This is a genomic window from Roseovarius amoyensis (genome assembly GCF_003260265.1).
GTDB lineage: Bacteria > Pseudomonadota > Alphaproteobacteria > Rhodobacterales > Rhodobacteraceae > Roseovarius > Roseovarius amoyensis.
Genome location: NZ_QITQ01000022.1, coordinates 1 through 16,708, shown reverse-complemented (window position 1 = coordinate 16,708; position 16,708 = coordinate 1). Strand labels below are relative to the sequence as shown.

Annotated in this window: 17 protein-coding genes and 2 pseudogenes; 13 read left to right on the top strand and 6 right to left on the bottom strand. The window is 59.5% G+C overall.

Translation table 11 applies throughout. The features are described 5' to 3' along the window. Nucleotides 1–36: 36 nt before the first annotated feature. From phnE (DL899_RS15425) to DL899_RS15405, 5 genes and pseudogenes are all read left to right on the top strand, one after another. The gene (gene phnE / locus DL899_RS15425; RefSeq protein WP_111735262.1) at nt 37–912 is read left to right on the top strand and encodes a phosphonate ABC transporter, permease protein PhnE; all 876 of its coding nucleotides are present in this window, start codon (nt 37–39) and stop codon (nt 910–912) included. Then, complete coding sequence (gene phnE, locus DL899_RS15420; RefSeq protein WP_111735261.1) at nt 909–2,222, top strand: phosphonate ABC transporter, permease protein PhnE; 1,314 nt, start codon at nt 909–911, stop codon at nt 2,220–2,222. The genes phnE (DL899_RS15425) and phnE (DL899_RS15420) overlap by 4 nt, the downstream gene beginning before the upstream one ends. Beyond that, the gene (locus DL899_RS15415; protein WP_111735260.1) at nt 2,222–2,863 is read left to right on the top strand and encodes an SDR family NAD(P)-dependent oxidoreductase; all 642 of its coding nucleotides are present in this window, start codon (nt 2,222–2,224) and stop codon (nt 2,861–2,863) included. Before phnE (DL899_RS15420) ends, DL899_RS15415 begins: the two co-directional genes overlap by 1 nt. Nucleotides 2,864–2,865: 2 nt before the next feature. Next, complete coding sequence (locus DL899_RS15410) at nt 2,866–3,480, top strand: LbetaH domain-containing protein (protein WP_111735259.1); 615 nt, start codon at nt 2,866–2,868, stop codon at nt 3,478–3,480. Nucleotides 3,481–3,649: 169 nt separating this feature from the next. Beyond that, nucleotides 3,650–4,696 (top strand): annotated as a pseudogene (locus DL899_RS15405) (glycerophosphodiester phosphodiesterase family protein); the annotation flags it as partial. Nucleotides 4,697–4,801: 105 nt separating this feature from the next. On the opposite strand, the gene arsJ reads toward DL899_RS15405, so the two are convergent. From arsJ to phnF, 4 genes are all read right to left on the bottom strand, one after another. Beyond that, a complete protein-coding gene (gene arsJ, locus DL899_RS15400) occupies nt 4,802–6,058 on the bottom strand; it encodes an organoarsenical effux MFS transporter ArsJ (protein WP_111735257.1) in 1,257 nt (418 codons plus the stop codon). After that, complete coding sequence (locus DL899_RS15395; protein WP_111735256.1) at nt 6,055–7,053, bottom strand: ArsJ-associated glyceraldehyde-3-phosphate dehydrogenase; 999 nt, start codon at nt 7,051–7,053, stop codon at nt 6,055–6,057. Before DL899_RS15395 ends, arsJ begins: the two co-directional genes overlap by 4 nt. Continuing rightward, complete coding sequence (locus tag DL899_RS15390) at nt 7,050–7,898, bottom strand: arsenate reductase/protein-tyrosine-phosphatase family protein (RefSeq protein WP_111735255.1); 849 nt, start codon at nt 7,896–7,898, stop codon at nt 7,050–7,052. The genes DL899_RS15395 and DL899_RS15390 overlap by 4 nt, the downstream gene beginning before the upstream one ends. Before the next feature lie 81 nt (nt 7,899–7,979). Next, the gene (phnF, locus tag DL899_RS15385) at nt 7,980–8,699 is read right to left on the bottom strand and encodes a phosphonate metabolism transcriptional regulator PhnF (RefSeq protein WP_111735254.1); all 720 of its coding nucleotides are present in this window, start codon (nt 8,697–8,699) and stop codon (nt 7,980–7,982) included. 81 nt (nt 8,700–8,780) lie between these two features. Here phnF and phnG point away from each other — a divergent pair, with 81 nt between their 5' ends. From phnG to phnN, 7 genes are read left to right on the top strand one after another with little or no spacing between them, the layout of a single operon-like run. After that, the gene (gene phnG, locus DL899_RS15380) at nt 8,781–9,236 is read left to right on the top strand and encodes a phosphonate C-P lyase system protein PhnG (RefSeq protein ID WP_111735253.1); all 456 of its coding nucleotides are present in this window, start codon (nt 8,781–8,783) and stop codon (nt 9,234–9,236) included. Beyond that, the gene (gene phnH, locus DL899_RS15375) at nt 9,236–9,838 is read left to right on the top strand and encodes a phosphonate C-P lyase system protein PhnH (protein ID WP_111735252.1); all 603 of its coding nucleotides are present in this window, start codon (nt 9,236–9,238) and stop codon (nt 9,836–9,838) included. The genes phnG and phnH overlap by 1 nt, the downstream gene beginning before the upstream one ends. A gap of 1 nt (nt 9,839) precedes the next feature. Next, a complete protein-coding gene (locus DL899_RS15370) occupies nt 9,840–10,928 on the top strand; it encodes a carbon-phosphorus lyase complex subunit (RefSeq protein ID WP_111735251.1) in 1,089 nt (362 codons plus the stop codon). Then, nucleotides 10,925–11,791 (top strand): alpha-D-ribose 1-methylphosphonate 5-phosphate C-P-lyase PhnJ, encoded by an 867-nt coding sequence (locus DL899_RS15365; protein ID WP_111735250.1) that lies wholly within the window; start codon nt 10,925–10,927, stop codon nt 11,789–11,791. The genes DL899_RS15370 and DL899_RS15365 overlap by 4 nt, the downstream gene beginning before the upstream one ends. After that, entirely contained in the window at nt 11,788–12,558 is a 771-nt protein-coding gene (gene phnK / locus DL899_RS15360; protein ID WP_111735249.1) for a phosphonate C-P lyase system protein PhnK, read from the top strand. Before DL899_RS15365 ends, phnK begins: the two co-directional genes overlap by 4 nt. Nucleotides 12,559–12,561: 3 nt before the next feature. Next, on the top strand, nt 12,562–13,245 hold the full coding sequence (gene phnL, locus DL899_RS15355) for a phosphonate C-P lyase system protein PhnL (RefSeq protein ID WP_111735248.1): 684 nt from the start codon (nt 12,562–12,564) through the stop codon (nt 13,243–13,245). Beyond that, complete coding sequence (gene phnN / locus DL899_RS15350; protein WP_111735247.1) at nt 13,242–13,802, top strand: phosphonate metabolism protein/1,5-bisphosphokinase (PRPP-forming) PhnN; 561 nt, start codon at nt 13,242–13,244, stop codon at nt 13,800–13,802. The genes phnL and phnN overlap by 4 nt, the downstream gene beginning before the upstream one ends. On the opposite strand, the gene DL899_RS15345 is transcribed toward phnN, so the two are convergent. Next, nucleotides 13,784–14,473 (bottom strand): DUF1045 domain-containing protein, encoded by a 690-nt coding sequence (locus DL899_RS15345; protein ID WP_338049659.1) that lies wholly within the window; start codon nt 14,471–14,473, stop codon nt 13,784–13,786. The genes phnN and DL899_RS15345 overlap by 19 nt on opposite strands. On the opposite strand from DL899_RS15345, the gene DL899_RS15340 reads away from it, so the two are divergent. Next, nucleotides 14,454–15,647 carry an alpha-D-ribose 1-methylphosphonate 5-triphosphate diphosphatase gene (locus DL899_RS15340; RefSeq protein WP_204355325.1) on the top strand — a complete coding sequence of 398 codons (1,194 nt, stop codon included), beginning with the start codon at nt 14,454–14,456 and terminating at the stop codon, nt 15,645–15,647. The genes DL899_RS15345 and DL899_RS15340 overlap by 20 nt on opposite strands. 214 nt (nt 15,648–15,861) lie before the next feature. On the opposite strand, the pseudogene DL899_RS15335 reads toward DL899_RS15340, so the two are convergent. Beyond that, a pseudogene (locus tag DL899_RS15335) lies at nt 15,862–16,584 on the bottom strand (IS3 family transposase); the annotation flags it as partial. Nucleotides 16,585–16,708: the final 124 nt, after the last annotated feature.

Genomic DNA, 16,708 nt, shown 5'->3' with positions numbered 1-16,708 from the left:
TCGGAGCTGCCGGTATTTCTTTGTCCGGGGGGCCGAATGGCAGACATATCACTCAGCGATGCGCCGCAAAGCGTGGTCAGCATACAGTCCGCCTATATGGCGCAGGTGCAGCGCCGCAGGCTTTATGGCGGGCTGACGTTGCTGATTTTCGTCGTTCTGATGGTGTCGGGCTTCAACGTCGCAGAGGACCGCAATGCGGGCGGGTTCTGGGACGGGCTGCACCAGATTGGCGACTACCCGGCGGATGTTCTATCCGAGGCCTGGGAAAAGCGCGCTGATCTGCCCGGCCTGATCGCCAAATATTTCCCGGCATTGGTGGAAACCGTCAACATTGCTGCCGTGTCCACCTTGATCGGTGCGATTGGCGGATTGTTCCTGTCTCTGCTCGGCACACGAGGCTTGGCCCTTTGGCCGCGCTTGATCCCGCTTTTCCGCCGTATCTCGGACATCATGCGCGCGGTGCCGGAAATCGTCATCGCGCTGGTGCTGATCTTCGTTCTTGGTGGCGGCCCGGTGCCTGCAATGATCGCCATCGCCATCCATACGGCAGGCGCGCTTGGCAAAATGTTCTCCGAAGTGGCGGAAAACGCGGACCTCAAACCTGTCGAAGGTCTGGCTTCCACAGGCGCCACCTGGTCGCAGCGGATGCTATTGGGCGTCCTGCCACAGGTCGCGCCGAATTACGTGAGCTACACCTTGCTGCGGTTCGAGATCAACATCCGCGCCTCGGCAATCCTTGGCTTCGTCGGTGCGGGGGGCCTTGGCTACGAGCTGCGCAATTCAATGGCCTGGGGGCCGGGCCGCTTTGATGAGGCCGCCGCGATCTTCATCCTGCTGTTCGGCACGATCGTGTTCTTCGATCAAGTCTCAAGCCGCTACCGCAATCGTTTGGCCGAGGGGCAAAGCCAATGACAGCCGTTGATCTGGACGCGACCAAGTTTGAGGCTGAGAAGCTCTTTCAACGCAAGCGCATGATCGGCTTTGCCGTTCCCGCCGTGATTGCTGTCTATTTCGTCTATATTTTCTTTGCCTTTGATCTGCCTGGCCTCGCGGGACGCGCAAGTCTGGACAACGCGGTCACACTCGCCTCTGACAGTTGGTCCCATAAGGTCCATGTCACCCGCGACAACCGTTCGGGCGAGATCACCTATGCCGTGGAGGGCGAACGCAAGGGTGCCTATCCCGATGGCATGCGGCCCGATTGGATCAGCGGGGAAGAGACCATCACCATTGATCTGGGAGGCGATCACATCGTGCGCTACCTTTCAGACAACCGGACCGAGATTGAAATTCCGGGCTTCCAGTTGATCGAAGTGCAGGCCGAGGGGCGCAGCCTGACAGCGAACTTGCCAGATGATCTGCCCGACTGGATTTCCGCCTCGGGTCGCCGCATCGGCATCACCACACCCGAAGGGCGCATCACGCTGACCGGCGCGCGCACCGAGGTGTTCAACTATTTTCCCGGATGGGAACTGTTCTGGTTCACATTGGACAGCCCCTACCACGGGCAGGGCCTTGGAGCGTTGTTGTTCGGCGAGCGTCTGGATCCCGGCCGGTTGAACATCTCGGGCGCGATCTCGGATTGGTGGAACAACGCGATGTGGCGCCACAAGGATGTTGCCTGGGCCATTGGCGAGACGATCCTGATGGCCTTCCTAGGCACGATGGGGGCTGCGATCATTGCGTTGCCGCTCGCCTTTCTGGCGGCCAAACGTTTCTCGCCACTTATGCTGTTGCGCGCGGCGACCCGCCGCCTGTTCGACTTTGTCCGCGGGGTGGATGCGCTCATCTGGACGGTTGTTCTGGCCCGCGCTTTTGGCCCCGGCCCGTTGACGGGCGCCTTGGCGATCCTGATCACCGACACGGGCACATTCGGCAAGATTTTCTCCGAAGCGCTGGAAAACGTCGATCAAAGGCAGATCGAGGGCGTGTCGTCCACCGGAGCAAAACCGCTGCAACGCTACCGTTTTGGGGTGATCCCGCAGGTGGTGCCGGTTCTGCTGGCGCAAATCCTGTACTTCCTTGAATCCAATACCCGATCCGCGACCATCATCGGTGCGATCACAGGCGGCGGCATCGGCCTGATGCTGACCCAAGCGATCCAGACCCAGAAAGACTGGGAAGAAGTCGCCTATTATATTGTTCTGATCATCGCCATGGTGATGTTCATGGACTGGTTCTCGGGCTGGCTGCGCGGCAAGCTGATCGGACGCAAGGACTGATGGCGCGGATCCTGGTTACCGGCAGCAACCGCGGGATCGGAGCGGCGCTGCTTAGGGCTGCCAAGTCCGCAGGTCATGAACCGATCGGAACAACCCGGGACGGGCGTGACCAGACAATCGCCCTGATCCTGGATGATCCAGACACCATAGCCGCACAGCTTTCTGAAATTGGGCCTCTGGGTATGCTCGTGAACAATGCGGGCGTGATCACGCCCCAGCGTCAGTTACCGCTGTATATGGATTTTGCAGGCTTCGCTCACAGCTTGGCGGTAAACTCGATTGCCCCTTTGGCCGTTGCCCAAGCCGTCCTGCCCCGGCTGCGCGAAGGTGCTGCGCCAAGGATCCTCACAATTTCGTCCCAGATGGCATTGATGGGCTACCGCAAGGCAGACAGGATCGCATATCGCGCCTCCAAGGCCGCGGTGAGCAAGGTCATGCAAGGCTTGGCGACGGCATTGGAACCCGAAGGTATCCCGGTGGCCCTGGTCGACCCCGGCTGGGTGCGAACGGACATGGGCGGGGCCGAGGCCGAAGAAGACCCGGGTGCGGTCGCGAAGGGCATCTTGGCCATCGCGGAGCGCCTGACGATCCAAGACACCGGAAGGTTCTTTCGCTTTACCGGCAAAGAACGTGCATTTTGAACATGCCGCGCCTATCCGCCGATACCCCCTTTGTCCACCCCGAGTGTGAGATCACCGAAAGCACCTTCGGGGCTTATGTCGAGATCGGCAAAGGTAGTCGTGTCGCGCATTCCTCATTTGGGGATTACAGCTATTGCGACAGATATGCCGATATCGCCAACGCACAGATTGGCAAATTTTCCAATATCGCAGCCTTTGTCCGGATCGGTGCAACTGATCACCCGTTGCACACTGCTGCATGTCACCACTTCCTGTATCGTTCCGCCGACTACTGGGACGGTACCGCCCGAGACGAAGCTTTCTTCGCACATCGCAAATCCCGTATCGCAGACATCGGCCATGACACATGGATCGGCGCGGGGGCGATGATCAAGCCAGAGGTGACACTGGGGCACGGTGCCGTTGTGGCAACGGGGGCCGTGGTGACCAAAGACGTGGAGCCCTACATGATCGTGGCCGGCACACCCGCCAAGCCACTGCGCCGGCGCCAGCCACGAGAGATTGCGAATCGCCTGATCGCGCTGGCGTGGTGGGATTGGTCGCATGAGCGTTTGCATCTGGCGCTCGAAGATTTTCGCAAGCTGGGCACCGAAGCCTTCCTTAAAAAGTACGAATGACTGTCCCGATTCATAGCAAGGTCATAAAAGTCTTTCGATTGAGCAACCTGCGGTCTGGAAATTCACTGACGCCATGATCATGCATCCTGGCATTCCCACTTGATGTAGGCCTTGGTTTCAGCGACCCATTTGTCGTCGATCTCGACCAGCACGGCACTGACGAGGCGCAGGACAAGAGGCTTCGCAGTCGCTCTTCTCGATTGGTCACCGCGGTGCACCGATGCAGTTCCCCGAACATACGGTTGAATCCAACCGGGCCGCAGCCCGGATGGGCGCGGGCATTCTGGAATGCGACGTCACCTTTACAAAAGATCTCGAACTGGTGTGCCGCCACGCTCAGAACGACCTGCATACGACCACCGATATACTCGCGACATCGCTGGCCTCGACCTGCATCACGCCGTTTACCCCGGCCAGCGGCGATGCCAAGGCCTCCGCTGAGTGCCGGACGTCCGAGATCACGCTGGCAGACTACCGGACGCTCACACCCAAGATGGACGCGGCGGATGAGTCTGCCACAACGGCTAAGGCCTATCTCGGTGGCACGGCTGGCTGGCGCACCGACCTCTATTCGGCTGAGCCTGCAACCTTCATGACACATGCCGAGTCCATCGAACTCTTCAAGTCGCTCGGCGCGAAATTCACACCGGAGTTGAAAGCACCGTCGGTCGACATGCCGTTCAATGGCTTCAGCCAGCAGGACTATGACGAATACAAGACAATGGGCATCCCGGCCACTGACGTCTGGTTGCAGTCGTTCAATCTGGACGATGTGCGCTACTGGATCGAGGAGGAACCGGAATTCGGCGCGCTGGCGGTCTATCTGATGGATGAAGACGAGATCGATGGCTATTCGCCAATGGATCCATCGACATGGCCCAACACGATGGAAGACCTCAAATCCATGGGCGTGAACTACATCGCCCGGCCGACGTGGATGCTTGTCACGCTGTCGGATGGCGAGATCGTTCCATCCGAACTTGCCAAGCAGGCCAAGGCTGCGGGGCTGGACATCATCACCTGGACCATCGAACGCTCCGGTCCGCTCGTCGCGGGCGGCGGCTGGTATTACCAGTCGATTTCGGATGTCACCGACAGCGATGGCGTGATGTACGAATACATCGATGCGCTCGCGCAGGATGTCGGCGTTGTGGGTATCTTCTCGGACTGGCCTGCCACCGTGACATACTACGCGAACTGCCTGGGTCTCGAATAGACCCCGCTGTGCCATTCAAACAGGGACGCCCCTGGCCGGTTTCGGCTTGGGGTGTTCCACTGTCTCGCGCCAGCGTCATACGATCCCCGCGCCCCTCATCGGCCATCAGTCAGGTTTCAGATACCCCACCGCGACAGCAGACAGCGCCACCATAAATGCCGCCGTGCCGAGCATGAGGGCCAGCCCACCGGTTTGGTAGGTCATTCCTGAAAGCAGGGTCCCCGCCAATCGTCCGGCCGCATTGGCCATGTAGTAAAAACCCACGTCCATGGTGACGCGCTCGGCTTTGCTGAAGGACAGGATCAGGTAGGAATGCAAGGACGAGTTCACGGCAAAGATCACGCCAAAGGCCAGCAACCCGACCACCAATGTCACGGTAAGCCAATTCTGCGGCCCGGCGCTGGACAGGGACGCCGCCGTCAAGACCAGAGGGACCGCCGCAAGAGCCCAGGCCCATCCGCGTGCTGCGGTGATCAGCTCTGCCTCGGACCTTGTTTTCGCACCCAGGATGCGGGGCGCGTTCGCTTGAATGAACCCATAAAGGATCACCCAACCGGCCATGAATGTCCCAATCAGGAAGAACGCGGCGCGGTTGGCTTCAATCGTGCCATCCGACAGCACGGCGTAGAAATAAATCGGGATGCCGACGACAAACCAGACGTCCCGCGCCCCAAACAGGAACACCCGTGCCGCGCTCAACCAATTCACATTGGCCGACTTCGAGAAAACCTCAGAAAATTTCGCGCCCTTGCGCCCCTTCGGCAACCCCGGCGGCATGGCAATGAACACGGCCAACAAGATTGCAGAAAGGATCGCGGCCATGCCCAGAACCGCCCAGACAAACCCCAGCGTGGCCAGCAGTGCTGTGCCAAGCAGAAAGCCCGCGCCCTTCACCACGTTCTTTGAGCCGGTCAGGAGTGCCACCCAACGGAAGAGTCCACCATCCTCTGCCGGTGCCAATAACTTGACCGCAGACTTTGACGACATCTTGGCGAGATCCTTGGCGACACCGCTCGCCCCCTGCACCAGCGTGACAAAGACGACCGACGCAGCCACCGCCCAGGACGGATTGAGCTGTGCCAGGGCCAGCAGCGCAAGCACTTGTAACCCCAGCCCCGCATAGAGCGTCGATGTCAGGCCAAACCGGGCGGCAATCCATCCTGCACAAAGATTGGTGACGACGCCCGCGATTTCATACAGCACAAACAGATAGGCCAACTGGATCGGAGAAAACCCCAGCGTGTGGAAATGTAGCAGAACCAGCATGCGCAAGGCGCCGTCGGTCAGCATGAACGCCCAGTAGGCGACCGTGACCGCAATATAGGCCGACAGACCTTCCGGGCGCGTGGCGCTTTTGGTCACAGACTGTCCCCGACCATGCAGGCCACATCCACCAGCCGGTGCGCATAGCCCATCTCGTTGTCATACCACGCGTAGACCTTAACCTGCGTGCCATTGATCACCATGGTGGAGGGCGCATCGACGATGCTCGATCTTTCGTCATTGGTGTAGTCGGCGGAGACAAGCGGCCGTTCCTCGTAGCCCAGGATGCCCCGCAAGGGCCCTTCTGCGGCAGCCTTGAAAAGCGCATTGACCTCTTCGGCTGTGGTTTCGCGCGCGACCTCGAACACGCAATCGGTCAGCGACGCGTTGAGCAGCGGTACACGGACCGCGTGACCGTTCAGGCGGCCCGTCAGTTCGGGGTAGATCAGTGTTATCGCGGTCGCACTTCCCGTCGTCGTAGGGATGAGGGAATTCAACGCCGACCGCGCGCGGCGCAGATCCTTGGCCGGACGGTCCACGATGGTCTGTGTGTTGGTCACGTCATGGATCGTCGTGATGGAGCCATGTTTGATCCGCAAGTTTTCGTGGATCACCTTGACGACCGGTGCCAGACAATTGGTGGTGCAACTGGCCGCGGTCACGATGCGGTGCCGGTCCTGTTGATAGATGTCGTGGTTGACACCGTAGACGATATTGGCGGCATCCCCGTCCTTGACCGGGGCAGATACAACCACCTTCTTTACGCCTGCCTCAAAATAGGGCGCGATCTTCGCCTCCGTCTTGAAGACCCCAGTGCAGTCGATCACCACGTCTACGCCGTCCAGCGGCAGGTCAGCGATGTCGCGGGTGCCGATGAACGGAAGGCGCGTGCCGTCGATCGTAACGCTGTCGGCATCATGGGTGAAATCGGCCTTCCTGCGGCCATGGACCGTGTCGAACTCCAACAGATGCGCGTGCATCTCCGGATCCCCCACCCCATCGTTGATCCAGGCGATCTTCGCCCCGCGTTCCAACAAAGGTTTCAGGGAAAGCTTCCCGATGCGGCCAAGGCCGTTGAGGGCGAAAACAGTCATATCGATGATCCTTCATCGGTGGATTGGCCGATCTCGTCGACAGCTTTCTGCAAGGACAACCGGTCCAACGAAGCAAGGGGCAAAGCCGAAAAAGCGATCATGCGATTCCTCAGCGCGCCGTAGGTCTGGTGAAAGGCGAGACTCTTTTCTGAGTCAGAACCCTCAACCTTCACCGGATCAGGCAGCCCCCAATGCGCGCTGATCGGCTGACCGGGCCAGGAGGGGCATTCCTCATTGGCCGCCTGATTGCAGACGGTGAAGACGAAATCGAAATTAGGGGCATCCGCCCCTTGGAACTCAGAAATGTTCTTGGAACGAAGGACCGATACATCATGCCCCTTCTGTTCCAGCACCTCGAGCGCAAATGGATTCAACTCCGAGCGCGGCCTGGTGCCTGCCGAGTAGGTAACAAAACGATCACCGGCGAGGTCACGCAGGATAGACTCCGCAAAGATAGAGCGGGCAGAATTGCCAGTGCATATGAACAATACGTTATATTTTCGATCAGTCATTGGTCTGTCTCCAACAGGGGCGGAATAGACATTGGGGGCGCAAATCTCAGGCCTCCCCCTGCAACAGTCGTGCAGGAGGTAATCTAAGGTCTCGCGCGCGGCACCCATGTCGATGGCATAGCGCAGTGACGTGCCAACACGCTCTTGGCGGATCAAACCAGCCTGCATCAGCGCATTTACATAGGTCGACAACGTGTTCGGCTTGAGCCCAAGCGCCTGCGCCAATTCCGTAGCCGGGACACGATCAGGATAGCGCCGCATCAGCAGCCGAAACAGCGCCAACCTTTGTGGGTGGCCGAGCGTGGACAGGCGATTGGGTATCAATGTTTCCATAATTCACGAATATATGAATTATCCGGCTGGGCAAAGTGAAGCTTTTGTAACGCGTTGCCGTCAGTTACGGGGCAGCAAGCCTCACGATTCAAGCGTCAGCGTCACGCGATCACCCGCAAACCAGGTGCGACCGTATTCTACAGGCTGCCCGCGCTCGCATTGATTGACACTTGAGGATCTCAGCAACGGATCGCCTTCGCTCACCTGCAAATGCAACGCGTGGGCTGCCGTGGCGCGGACTGCTGTCAGGCGGGTTGAGGCACGCGTATAGTCGTCGATGCCCGCAATACCCAAAGCTTGTGTGACGCTACTTGCGCCCTTCAATGCAGCGGCAATACCCGGAAGCCTAAGGATCGGAAACAGGCTTTCAAATACGGCAATTGGCTGGCCGTCCGCCAATGAAAGCCCATGATAGGCACAGACCGCATCGCCCGCCTGAATTTGCAGCGCCTGAGCCTCGCCCAAAGTCGCCGCGCGCTCGTCCAACGCGAGCACACGCTTTTCCGGCCTGCGGCCTGCTGCGATCAAATTTTCATGATAACGAACGCGATTTCCGATGGGATAGTCGGTTGGCGTGGCCGCGACAAAGGCCCCTGCCCCGCGACGGGTACGGACCAGCCCTTCGTCGACCAGCGCAGAAATCCCATGGCGCACCGTGTGGCGATTAACGCCAAAGCGTTCTGCCAGCGCGGCTTCGGTCGGCAGCTTGTCACCGGGGCGATAACGCCCTTCGGCCAAGTCGCTGCGCAAGGCATTGGCGATGGCCTTCCAGATGGGGGTTTTGTCAGGACCGTCACGCAAACTTCACAAATCTCCTCTGTCGCCAAACATCGAATCTGGTAAGATATGTATAGTTGTATAGGAAAGAGACGAGTTGTCAAGATGAAAGACACTGAGAGCGAAAATAATCCCCGCAAGGCGTGGATGGGGCTGTTGGCCAAAGCGCCCGAAGGCCGTGTGGCCGCACTGCTGGACGCTGAAATATCGCGCCCCGCTTTTTCGTGGCTGCGCGCACCCGAGATCGGCAGCACGATGGTGCGCGCCCGCGCCGGTGCCACCGGTGCGCCCTTCAATCTTGGTGAAATGACGATAACCCGCTGCGCGCTGACGTTGGACACTGGTGAAGTCGGGCACAGCTATATTCAGGGGCGTCGCAAAGCAGATGCTGAGGTCTCCGCTCTCGTCGATGCGCTTATGCAAACCGCAATGGCGAGCAGACTGCGTGAGACAGTTCTTGAGCCCCTGGAAGCCGGGATGGCGACCGCAAAAGCCGCCCGCGCGGCCAAGGCGGCAGCCACAAAGGTTGATTTCTTTACCATGGTCCGAGGAGAAGACTGATGCAGGCAAACACCCTGTCCGGCGGCTTCGTCGATCCAGCCATCGGGTCTGCTCACGCTTTTCGCAGTGTAATGGAGGCCATGGCGCGTCCAGGAACCATTCAGAACATCGAAGGGGCCGCACCCCCTGCCCCTCTGTCGCCCGCAATGGGCGCCGTTCTGCTGACGCTCTGCGATACCGAAACACCTGTATATCTGGCTGGCGATCTGGATTGTAAAGCGGTGCGGGAGTGGCTGTCCTTTCACACAGGCGCCCCTTTTGTTGGCCCCGCGCATTGCATGTTTGCGGTTGGCGCATGGGATGCGCTCGCGCCGCTCACGGTCTATCCGATCGGAACATCAGAGTATCCAGACCGCTCAGCAACGCTCATCGTGAAATGTTCGGAGCTTGCCGCCTCAGGCGCAACACTGACGGGTCCCGGGATCAAGGACAAAGCAACGCTTTCCTTGCCAGACGTGGACGCGTTTCAAGCCAACCGGTCTCTGTTCCCGCTCGGGCTGGACTTCATCCTGACCAGCGGTGATCGCATCGCGGCACTGCCCCGCTCAACCGATGTCTCGGGCTCAAGCAGCGAAGCGGCAGCGCATAAAGGAGCATCCTGACATGTATGTAGCGGTCAAAGGCGGAGAGCGGGCAATCGAGAATGCCCATGCCTGGATCGCCGAAGAGCGCCGGGGCGACACGGACATCGCGGAACTCAGCATAGCGCAAATCCGCGAGCAACTGAGCCTCGCCGTCAATCGTGTCATGGCCGAAGGCTCGCTTTATGATCCAGACCTTGCGGCACTTGCAATCAAACAGGCGCGGGGCGATCTGATCGAGGCGATCTTTCTCATTCGCGCCTATCGTACCACCCTCCCCCGCTTTGGTGCCTCCGAGCCGGTCGACACCGGCGCGATGGCCTGTGACAGACGCATCTCGGCCACCTTCAAGGACTTGCCGGGAGGGCAGGTTCTCGGGCCGACCTTTGACTACACGCACCGCTTGCTGGACTTCAAACTGGCCGCGGATGGCGAGGCGCTTGAGGCTCCGTCTCGTGAGGCCGCGCCGGGCGATGTCCCCCATGTCACTGACTTCCTGAACCGCGAAGGGCTGATCGAAGAGGCCCCCCATGACGACACGCCGCCGCCTGATCTGACCCGCGAACCATTGGAAATACCCGCCGAGCGCGCGCTGCGCCTGCAGGCCCTGACCCGCGCGGACGAAGGTTTTACCCTTGGCCTCGCCTATTCGACGCAGCGTGGCTACGGACGCAATCATGCCTTTGTGGGCGAGTTGCGGATTGGCTCGGTTCCGGTCGAAATGGACATCCCCGAGTTGGGGTTTTCCGTTGAAATCGGAGAGGTCACGCTAACCGAATGCGAAACGGTTAACCAGTTCAAGGGCTCCAAGATCGAGCCACCCCAGTTCACGCGCGGTTATGGGCTGGTCTTTGGCCAGACCGAGCGCAAGGCGATCTCCATGGCCTTGGTCGATCGCGCGCTACGCTGGGAAGAATTGGGCGAGGACAACGTTGGCGCACCCGCACAGGACGCTGAATTCGTTCTGTATCACGCCGACAATATTCAGGCGACGGGGTTCCTCGAACATATCAAACTGCCCCATTACGTCGATTTTCAGTCTGAATTGGAACTGGTGCGCAAGCTACGTCGCAAAGCGGGTGCGCAACAGGTGCAGGAGGCTGCGGAATGACCGAGTATAACTTCGCCTATCTGGACGAACAAACCAAGCGCATGATCCGCCGTGCAATCCTAAAGGGGCTTGCCATTCCCGGCTATCAGGTGCCCTTCGCCTCGCGCGAGATGCCGATGCCCTATGGTTGGGGCACGGGTGGCGTGCAAGTCTCGGCTGCCGTTTTGACGCCCGAAGACACGTTCAAGGTGATCGACCAGGGCGCCGATGACACAACGAATGCGGTTTCAATTCGGAGCTTCTTTCAACGCACAGCAGGGGTTGCGACGACCACTTCGACAAGCGACGCGACTGTGATCCAGACCCGGCACCGCATCCCAGAAGAGCCGCTGCACGAGGGCCAGATCCTTGTTTATCAGGTGCCAATCCCCGAACCGCTGCGCTTTCTGGAGCCGCGCGAAAGCGAGACCCGCAAGATGCACAGCCTTGAAGAATACGGGCTGATGCATGTGAAGCTCTACGAGGATATCAGCCGCCACGGTCATATCGCGACCTCTTACGCTTACCCGGTTAAGGTCGAAGGGCGCTATGTGATGGACCCATCGCCGATCCCCAAATTCGACAACCCCAAACTGGGAGACATGGCGGCAATTCAGCTTTTTGGCGCGGGGCGCGAGCAGCGCATTTATGCCCTACCGCCTTACACGAAAGTGGTCAGCCTCGACTTTGAGGATCACCCGTTCGAGGCGTCCAAGGCCGATCACCCATGTGGGATGTGCGGCGCGACCGACAGCTACCTTGATGAGGTGATCATCGATGACGCAGGCGGGCGGATGTTTGTCTGCTCTGACACCGATTATTGCGAGGCCCGTCAGGCGGCGGGCCACATGGGTAAAGACAATGGCGGAAAGGACGCAGCATGACACCTTTGCTCTCCGTTCAGGGCATCACCAAGCGATATGGCGCACATATCGGCTGCGCGGATGTTTCCTTCGACCTTTATCCCGGTGAGGTTATGGGGATCGTTGGCGAAAGCGGGTCAGGCAAATCCACCTTGCTCAATTGCATGGCAGGACATTTGGCCCCCGATGCAGGACAGGTGGTGTTCGACACCCGCACCGACGGCCCGCGCGACACAATTACCATGTCCGAGCCGGAGCGCCGGATGCTCGGTCGTACCGATTGGGCCTTTGTCCACCAACACGCCCGCGACGGGCTGCGTATGGGCGTCAGCGCCAGTGGCAATGTAGGTGAGCGGTTGATGGCTGTCGGCGAGCGCCACTACGGCGACATCCGTGACAAGGCCACGGACTGGCTCGGGCGCGTAGAGATTGATGCCTCCCGCGTCGATGACCGCCCCACAACATTTTCCGGCGGCATGCAGCAACGCCTGCAAATTGCGCGCAACCTCGTCACGGGCCCGCGGCTGGTGTTCATGGATGAACCTACAGGCGGTCTTGATGTGTCAGTCCAGGCGCGTCTGCTGGATCTGCTGCGCGGTCTCGTGCGCGACATGGAGCTGTCGGCGATCATCGTAACCCATGACCTTGCTGTGGTTCGCCTTTTGGCGGATCGGCTTATGGTGATGAAATCAGGCCGCGTGGTCGAGGCGGGCCTGACAGATCAGGTTCTGGACGATCCACAGCATGCCTATAGCCAGCTTCTTGTCAGTTCCGTTTTGCAGGTGTGAGCCATGATAGAACTCCGTAACGTTTCGAAGACCTTTACCCTGCACAATCAGGGAAGTGCCGTGATCGAGGTAATCAGCGATGTGTCCTTCGCGGTTGCCCCTGGCGAATGCGTGGCGCTCACCGGAGCGTCTGGTGCCGGGAAATCCACGCTGATGCGGATGATCTACGGCAATTACCTGACGCGGGCAGGTGAAATTCGCATTGGCGATTTGGACATCGTGCAGGCCGAACCGCGCGATGTCATCAAGTTGCGCCGTGATGTCCTGGGCTATGTCAGCCAGTTCCTGCGTGTGGTGCCGCGAGTTCCAACGCTCGATGTCGTTGCAGAGCCTCTGCGCGCTTCGGGAGTACCGGCAGACGAAGCACAGGACCGTGCCAAGGCGCTTCTGACCCAATTGAACATCCCAGAAAGGCTGTGGCCGTTGTCCCCCACAACCTTCTCGGGCGGTGAGCAACAGCGCGTGAACATTGCCCGTGGTTTTGCCCATACCTACCCTGCGATGTTGCTTGACGAACCCACCGCGAGCCTCGACGCTGCGAACCGCGAGGTGGTGCTCTCCTTGATCGAAGACGCCAAAGCGCGCGGAGCGGCCATCATCGGTATTTTCCATGATGAGGCGGCCCGTACCCGTGTCTGTGATCGCGAAATTGATGTCGGCCGCTTTACCCACGGACTGGCAGCGTGACGCTTGCCTCAAATTCAGGGGGACGCCTCATCGCGGTTGTCGGCCCATCGGGTGTGGGCAAAGACAGCGTGATGGCGGGCATTAAGGGCGCGCTGCCCGATCTGCATCTCGTGCGCCGCGTCATCACGCGTGCGCCCGAATTGGGCGGTGAGGACTACGATGCGGTTTCAGTCCTGCAATTTGAAGCCTTGGTTGATAATGGGGCTTTTGCGGTTCATTGGCGCGCGCATGGGCTGCGTTACGGCATTCCGATCACCGTAAAATTCCAACTTGGCAAGGGCACCGATTGCCTTGTCAATTTCTCCCGCAAGGCTCTGACGCAAGCGGCCGAGATTTTCCCGCGCTTCATGGTTCTCAACATCACTGCGAAACCGGAAACGCTTGCGCAGCGTCTGGCCGCGCGGGCCCGTGAGACAGACGAAGAGATCGCCAAACGCCTTGCGCAGGCTGAAACGCCTTTACCGGAGGGGCTGAAGGTGATCCACCTCGCCAACGATGGCCCGCTGTCACAGACCGTCGCCCGGGGGGCGGCGCTGCTTCAACCGGCGAGCGTGTAGCGATGCAGCATCTCGAACCGTCTGTCTTCACGCTCGCCACACAAGGCGATCTGGTCAAGAACAAAGGGCGAGGGCAAGTCGGGCAGATAGCGTTGTACCTGATCGGCCCACACGGGGATCTCTGCCTCGGGCAGACGCCCCGACAGGGTCAGGTGAAACCGAAATTCTTCCATGACGTAGGGATAGCCCCATTTAACCAGCAATGCATCTTGCCGCGCGCTCAGCCCGGCCGCGCGACGGCGCGCCAGTTCCGGTGCCTCGACCGGAGCCCGAAATACGTCAAGTTCGCTGACACAAGCCTGCGCAACCCGCTGCACAGCCTCTATACCGCCCAGCGGTGTCAACGCCAGAAACCGGCCCAAGGTTGCCAGCTCCAAAGAAGCGCAGACCGCAGCGGAAAGCGATGCCGCAATGTCCGATGTGGCTTTGTCCAAATCCTGGATCGTCCGCGTGCCCTTCAGGCGAAACGGCGGCTTCAATGTCCCATGGAACCCATACTTGCGTGGTGTCATCGTGATGTCACGCAAACCGGGCACATCAGGCTGACGCGCCTCACGGCCATGCACAACGTCCCACCCGAGCCAAGACGCGCCGAAATCGGCCAACGGCCCGACCGGCGGTACATAGTAAATCGCAAATCGAGAGTATGACATGAATTCCCCTTTTCCCACGTCCTCCTTGACAAAGGCTTGTGACAAGAACGTGTCAAGCGATCTGTGCCTGGCCAATGCGCAGCTTGTGTTGTCGGATCAGGTGCTCACTGGTTCGGTAACAATCGAACAGGGCGTCATTTGTGACATTGCTGAGGGGGATCATGTCCCAACCGGTGCCTTGGATTGCACCGGTGATCTTGTCATTCCCGGTCTTGTCGAACTGCATACGGACAATGTCGAACGCCATATAGAACCGCGCCCGGAGGTGGACTGGCCACATCTCCCCGCCCTGATCGCTCACGATGCTGAGCTGGCCTCCACGGGCGTCACGACGGTGTTTGACGCCATGCGGGTGGGGTCCATCCATAGCGGCAAGGGACGCTACATCGACTACGCCCGAAAGCTGGCGGATGAACTCCTGGCAGCGCGTGAACAAGGGTATTTCAAGATCAGTCATTTCCTCCACCTCAGGGCTGAGATCTGTTCAGAGACGCTGCTTGAAGAATTGGCGACGTTCGGACCATCAGACAGGGTCGGCATCGTCAGCCTGATGGATCACACCCCGGGGCAACGCCAGTTCCGTGATCTGGCCGCATTGAAAACCTATGTCGCTAAGAAACGCGGGATGAACGACGCGGAGTTTGGCGAACATGTCGAGACCTTGTTGGGTCTGCAAAAACGCTTTGGGGCCAAGCACGAGGCAGGCGCCGTTGCCGAGGCAAACCGCCTTGGCGCTGTGCTGGCCAGCCACGACGACACCACGGCCGATCATGTCGCGACCTCTTCGGGCAACGGCGTGGATTTTGCCGAGTTTCCCACAACGGTTGAGGCCGCAGACGCCTGCCGCACCCACGGCATTGCCGTGATGATGGGCGCACCCAACCTGATCCGTGGCGGATCCCACTCTGGCAATGTCGCCGCGGAGAAGCTCGCGAAAGCCGATCTTCTCGACATTGTCTCATCAGACTACGTACCCTCGGCGCTGCTGCTGTCCGCCTTCCACCTTGCATATGTCTGGAATGATCTGCCCCGCGCCATTGCCACAGTGACCAGTAACCCCGCAAAGGCCGTGCGGTTGCATGACCGTGGTGCTTTGGAAACAGGATTACGCGGTGATGTGCTGCGTGTGCGCAAAATCGACCAAACACCTCTGCTCCGCGGCGTCTGGAGCCAAGGCAACAAAGTTGGCTGAGGCTTTTGGAGCCTCGACCGCATACGTAACAGAGCTTTCATGAAACTGTAACCTTGCTGATACGCGCGCCCATCATGCGATCGAGTGATTGAACCTGGAGAGTGCTATGAAACTGAAATCCTTTTTGTTGGTTGTAAGCCTTGCAGCTGTGTCTGCCTTTGCAGCGACCGCAGAATGAACCGCGCCGGGTTTGCCGGAGGCTGATTTGTCTTAGTTACGCGGCCATGTCTGATCTTTCCAGTGCAGCGTAGAAGTTTGCCTCGGCCTCGGCTGGCGGAATGTTCCCAATGGGTTCGAGCAGTCGGCGGTTGTTGAACCAATCGACCCATTCCAAGGTGGCGTATTCGACGGCGTCGAAGCTGCGCCATGGGCCACGCCGGTGAATGACCTCTGCTTTGAACAGGCCGTTGATCGTTTCCGCCAGGGCATTGTCGTAGGAATCCCCAACGCTGCCGACAGACGGGGCAATCTTCGCCTCGGCCAGTCGTTCGGTGTACTTAATCGACAGATATTGCGACCCGCGATCTGAGTGATGCACCAGTTGGCCCTGAACTGGTCTGCGTTGATGAATGGCTTGTTCCAAAGCATCGAGGACAAATCCGGCAGTGGCCGTGCGACTGACACGCCAGCCAACGATACGACGGGCGAAGACGTCAATGACGAAGGCCACATATACAAACCCCTGCCACGTCGCGACATAGGTGAAGTCGCTAACCCACAGCACGTTTGGCGCTGGTGCATGGAACTGGCGGTTCACCTTGTCCAATGGACATGGCCGCGCTTGATCGGGGATCGTTGTCTTGGGTTTCTTGCCGCGTATAACGCCTTCAATCCCAATGTCCTTCATCAGTCGGGCGACAGTGCAGCGGGCGACATCAAAGCCTTCCCGGCGCATTTGATGCCAGATCTTTCGAACGCCATAGACGCTGAGGTTTGAGCTACCCCCCGAAATTCGGACAGTGACGTAAGCTACGATTTGCAGTCTGCTGATCTTCGACGAGAAGGAGATCAGAGATGTCGAAACGCAAACAACATGCGCCCGAGTTCAAGGCGAAGGTCGC

Bases quoted from the DNA above. Each gene is read 5' to 3' on its own strand.
- DL899_RS15415 (WP_111735260.1), top strand. From the start codon at position 2,222: ATGGCGCGGATCCTGGTTACCGGCAGCAACCGCGGGATCGGAGCGGCG.
- phnK (WP_111735249.1), top strand. From the start codon at position 11,788: ATGACACCTTTGCTCTCCGTTCAGGGCATCACCAAGCGATATGGCGCA.
- DL899_RS15340 (WP_204355325.1), top strand. From the start codon at position 14,454: ATGAATTCCCCTTTTCCCACGTCCTCCTTGACAAAGGCTTGTGACAAG.
- phnE (WP_111735262.1), top strand. From the start codon at position 37: ATGGCAGACATATCACTCAGCGATGCGCCGCAAAGCGTGGTCAGCATA.
- DL899_RS15365 (WP_111735250.1), top strand. From the start codon at position 10,925: ATGACCGAGTATAACTTCGCCTATCTGGACGAACAAACCAAGCGCATG.
- DL899_RS15410 (WP_111735259.1), top strand. From the start codon at position 2,866: ATGCCGCGCCTATCCGCCGATACCCCCTTTGTCCACCCCGAGTGTGAG.
- phnL (WP_111735248.1), top strand. From the start codon at position 12,562: ATGATAGAACTCCGTAACGTTTCGAAGACCTTTACCCTGCACAATCAG.
- DL899_RS15370 (WP_111735251.1), top strand. From the start codon at position 9,840: ATGTATGTAGCGGTCAAAGGCGGAGAGCGGGCAATCGAGAATGCCCAT.
- phnE (WP_111735261.1), top strand. From the start codon at position 909: ATGACAGCCGTTGATCTGGACGCGACCAAGTTTGAGGCTGAGAAGCTC.
- DL899_RS15395 (WP_111735256.1), bottom strand. From the start codon at position 7,053: ATGACTGTTTTCGCCCTCAACGGCCTTGGCCGCATCGGGAAGCTTTCC.
- phnH (WP_111735252.1), top strand. From the start codon at position 9,236: ATGCAGGCAAACACCCTGTCCGGCGGCTTCGTCGATCCAGCCATCGGG.
- DL899_RS15390 (WP_111735255.1), bottom strand. From the start codon at position 7,898: ATGGAAACATTGATACCCAATCGCCTGTCCACGCTCGGCCACCCACAA.
- phnG (WP_111735253.1), top strand. From the start codon at position 8,781: ATGAAAGACACTGAGAGCGAAAATAATCCCCGCAAGGCGTGGATGGGG.